This is a genomic window from Streptomyces sp. NRRL F-6676 (genome assembly GCF_000725625.1).
Taxonomy (GTDB): Bacteria; Actinomycetota; Actinomycetes; order Streptomycetales; family Streptomycetaceae; genus Streptomyces.
The window spans coordinates 1-3350 of the sequence record NZ_JOHS01000109.1 but is presented as its reverse complement, the minus strand read 5'-3'; the positions used below and the strand labels follow the sequence as shown (position 1 = coordinate 3350).

The window sequence follows — 3350 nt, the reverse complement described above, 5'->3', positions numbered from 1 at the left end:
CCGACCGGGCCCGGCTCGGACAAGGGCCGGTGACCTGCCAGGAGATGGCCGTCGAGCTCGGCATGGACGTGGTGCCGGCCCGGGTGGAGGCGCTGCGGTGTCGGCGTACTCGCGTATGTGCAGAGGTGGGTACAGATGAACGTGCAGAGCAAGTATTTGTCGAATGAAGCTTGTTGTCCTGCGAGATGATGGGGCAGTGGATCTTCGTCATTTCGATCAGACCGGCTGGACCGCGATCTTCAACGGCACCGAAAAGAGATCGGCCGCATGGTGCGGGTGGAGGCGCGGGACCCGGCAACGGGGACGGCGCTTGTCGTCGACCCCAAGCGAGGCGCCATGCGTCCCGTTACGGAGTACGAGGATTTCTCCCACCTTGAGAGAGCCGATCAGGTCGTGGCCGCAGTACCTGGTGGCGGGTGGAGGGCCCATTGGAAAGATGAGGGCCCGGGAAAAGCCCCGCTCAAGGAACAGGTGCTCGCTTGGCTGATCACCTCGCAGGGCCGGGCAACGGCCATCACGATGGACGCTCACGGGCATGTAGACGATGCCGATAGCGCCGACGCCTTCATTCCGCCGGGCGAGGAACTCGGCCAGGCTTGAGCCCCCGGATCAGACGACTTCAGTCTCGCGTTCGATGGCCTTGAGGCGGTTCTTCAGCCGGTAGCTGGGGCCATTGATGGCGACGGCTTCGCAGTGGTGCAGGAGGCGGTCGAGGATCGCTGTGGCGAGGACTTCGTCACCGAACACCTGTCCCCATTCGGGGCGACCTCATCGACCACCCGCTTGCGCGGCTGACCGCTCGCCGTCCGGCGCGGTGGGGCACCCGAGTCAGCAGACAGGTACTTGCTGACCGTTCGCCAGTTCAGCCCGGTCTCCTTGGCGACCTCCGACACGCTCATAGCCCCGGACTCCACCAGGCCGCGAAAACGCCGGAGCTCCCACCAGCGCTGCGGGTCCAAGACCATGGCCGGCCCCTCTCTGCAACCTTGGACAACCGGCAGCAGCGTGCCGGGGGTCGACACTCAACACGTCAAGAAATCTGCACGTTCATCCGTACGCGGCTCTGCGCGTTCACATGTACGCCGACATGCGGTCGAAGGCGAAGCGCCCGCTCGCCCCCTACACCCGCCGCCTCGACGCCCTCCGCGAGGCCGCCCAACCCGCCCGCTCCCACCGCAGCGTCCCCGTTACCGCAGGCCGCGCCGAGGTCGACCTCGTCCTGGCCCGCAACGAGGTGACGCCGCTGGAACTCACCCCGGTTGTCGACGAGACACCGCAGTGGTGGAGCGAGGAGCGGCTGTTCGGACCGGGGGAGGAGGGGACCGAGGCGCCGGCGACGTGAGCGACGCCGGCGGACCGGCCCCCGCGGTGGCTCACCGCCCCGCGTCGCCGTCCGGCCCGGAACCCGCCTTCTCCCAGCGACTGGCGAACGGAAACTGTGTCTCCAGGAAGGCGCGCAGGGTGGCCGCGACGCGCTCCTGCTCGGACTCGGCCGTATGGACGTCGTTGAGACAGAGGAAGTCGTGCGGGTGCCCGGGCCGGAACTCCGCGAGGGCGTCGTCCAGCCCCGGCCTGCCGACGTCCAGGTACCGCAGCTTGTACTTCCCCGGCACCGCGCGGCCGGTGAGGTAGGCGTGGTGGTGGTGCAGTGAGGTCGCCATGGCGATGTCCGTCGTGGCGCGGAACCGGGAGCGGCTCGTACGGCGCACGTCCTCGGCGAACCGCTCGTCCAGTTCCCGCAGCACGGAGCGCACTTGGGGGTGCGGGGTGTGCTTGAACTTGTTGACGGTGAAGCGGCCGTGGAGGTCCAGGAGCAGCGCGCGGACGTTCTTCCCCGCCGAGTTGGGGGCCGGCTCGTCCGGATGCGGCTCACCGAGACCGAGCTGGAAGGGGGAGAAGGGGAGCTTGGCGATGCCGTTGCCGTGGAAGAACTGCTCGGCGGCGGCCGGACGGGTGAAGAAGACGTCGTCGTTGAGGTACAGGTAGTGCTCGGAGAGGCCGGGTATGCGATGGAGTTGGGTCTCTATCGCGTGGGAGTTGAAGACGGGCAGCGCCGAGGGGTCGCTGAAGATGCTCTTGTGGTCGACGACCTGGAGGCCGGGTGCCTCCGTGTCCAGCCACGCGGGTGTCTGCCCGTCGGTGACCAGGTAGATGTTCCGGACGAACGGGGCGTACGTCATCACCGAACGCAGGGAGTACTTGAGCTCGTCCCTGCTCGTGTAGCGGGACGCTCCGGTCTCGCGGGCGTGGATGCGCGGGGTGTCCGAGCCGGTCCGGAAGGATTCACGGCGGGCGGCGAGGTCGGGGTCACAACCGTCGACCCAGGTGTAGACGAGGTCGACGGGGAAGTCGACGGCGTCGATGCGCGGCTGGACGAGGCTTTCGTACGTCGGGTAGTCGCGGCGCTCGATGGTGCGGACGGCCGTGGCACGAGCGGGCGAGGGCAGTACGTCGGCGACCGCGTTGGGGCGCGGAGCGACCAGGGCGTCGGCGAGCACCGCCGGCGGAGCCTGGGTACGCAGCGCCTCGATGCGGGCGGCGTCGCGTTCGCCGTCGTCGAGCAGCATTCGGCCGTCCTGCCAGAATTCGACGTCGCAGCCGTACGTGAGGTCCGCGAGGACCTGCTGCCGAGGCCCGAGCAGGATCTCGCCGAAGCGGATGACGTCCTGGCGCTTGAGCGCGGTGGGCAGGGAGCCGTCCGCGTACAGCACCGCGTCCTCGGGTAAGGCCTTGGCGCTGGGCTTGAGCGCGTACAGCGGACTCTCCCCGTACGTGGCGCGGAGCGCGTCCAGCAAGGCCTTGCGGTCGGCCCGGCGCAGGGCGACCACGTGGCGCGTGCGCGAGCGGCTCGGGACGAGGAAGTACTCGATCCCGGCCTGTTCCAGGGCATTGGCGACGAGGGCGAGGTTGTGTGCCCGGGCACCCTGCGCGGTGAACCGGTCCACGGTACGCCCGTAGTAGCGGCGTCCTTCGAAGAGGATCGTGCGCACCGTGGCGTCCGACTCCAGCAGGGCCTGGCGCCGGGCCGCGATCTTCTCCTCGCGTTGTCGGGCAGCCTCGGCGGCCCGTGCGGCCTTGGCCTGGGCGGCCTCTTTCTCACGGGCACGGACGCGGCCCGGCAGCAGACGGTCGGTGAGGTGGTGGATACGGGAAGGCATGTGATTTTCCTGCCTGGGGCGGTGTCCGGTGCGGGCACCACCCGGTCGAGCCGCCGTGGGTGGCGGCACCTGCGGAATCAGAACGGTCCTCCAACGAGCTCGTAACACGATCATGGTGAGACGCGGTCTACCTTGTTGGGGTGTCGTCCCTCGCTGTTACTGCTTCTTCGCACTCATCGGCGTCTGCCGCCA

General features: G+C 68.7%; 3 protein-coding genes and 2 pseudogenes. 2 read left to right on the top strand and 3 right to left on the bottom strand.

Going from position 1 to position 3350, the window contains the following annotated elements; translation table 11 throughout:
* The first annotated feature begins 267 nt into the window (after positions 1-267).
* Positions 268-600 carry a hypothetical protein gene (locus tag IO29_RS31155; RefSeq protein WP_078618602.1) on the top strand — a complete coding sequence of 111 codons (333 nt, stop codon included), beginning with the start codon at positions 268-270 and terminating at the stop codon, positions 598-600.
* A 9-nt stretch (positions 601-609) separates the two neighbouring features.
* Here the strand turns inward: IO29_RS31155 and IO29_RS37370 are convergent.
* Both IO29_RS37370 and IO29_RS39850 read right to left on the bottom strand, forming a co-directional pair.
* Positions 610-768 (bottom strand): annotated as a pseudogene (locus tag IO29_RS37370) (ATP-binding protein); the annotation flags it as partial.
* Positions 759-965 (bottom strand): annotated as a pseudogene (locus IO29_RS39850) (IS21 family transposase); the annotation flags it as partial. The pseudogenes IO29_RS37370 and IO29_RS39850, both read right to left, overlap by 10 nt.
* 122 nt (positions 966-1087) lie before the next feature.
* On the opposite strand from IO29_RS39850, the gene IO29_RS31150 reads away from it, so the two are divergent.
* Entirely contained in the window at positions 1088-1342 is a 255-nt protein-coding gene (locus IO29_RS31150; protein ID WP_199806985.1) for a hypothetical protein, read from the top strand.
* Positions 1343-1373: 31 nt separating this feature from the next.
* On the opposite strand, the gene IO29_RS31145 is transcribed toward IO29_RS31150, so the two are convergent.
* Positions 1374-3158, bottom strand: coding sequence for a stealth family protein (locus IO29_RS31145; RefSeq protein ID WP_030383507.1), 1785 nt, complete (start codon positions 3156-3158; stop codon positions 1374-1376).
* Between the last annotated feature and the right edge of the window lie 192 nt (positions 3159-3350).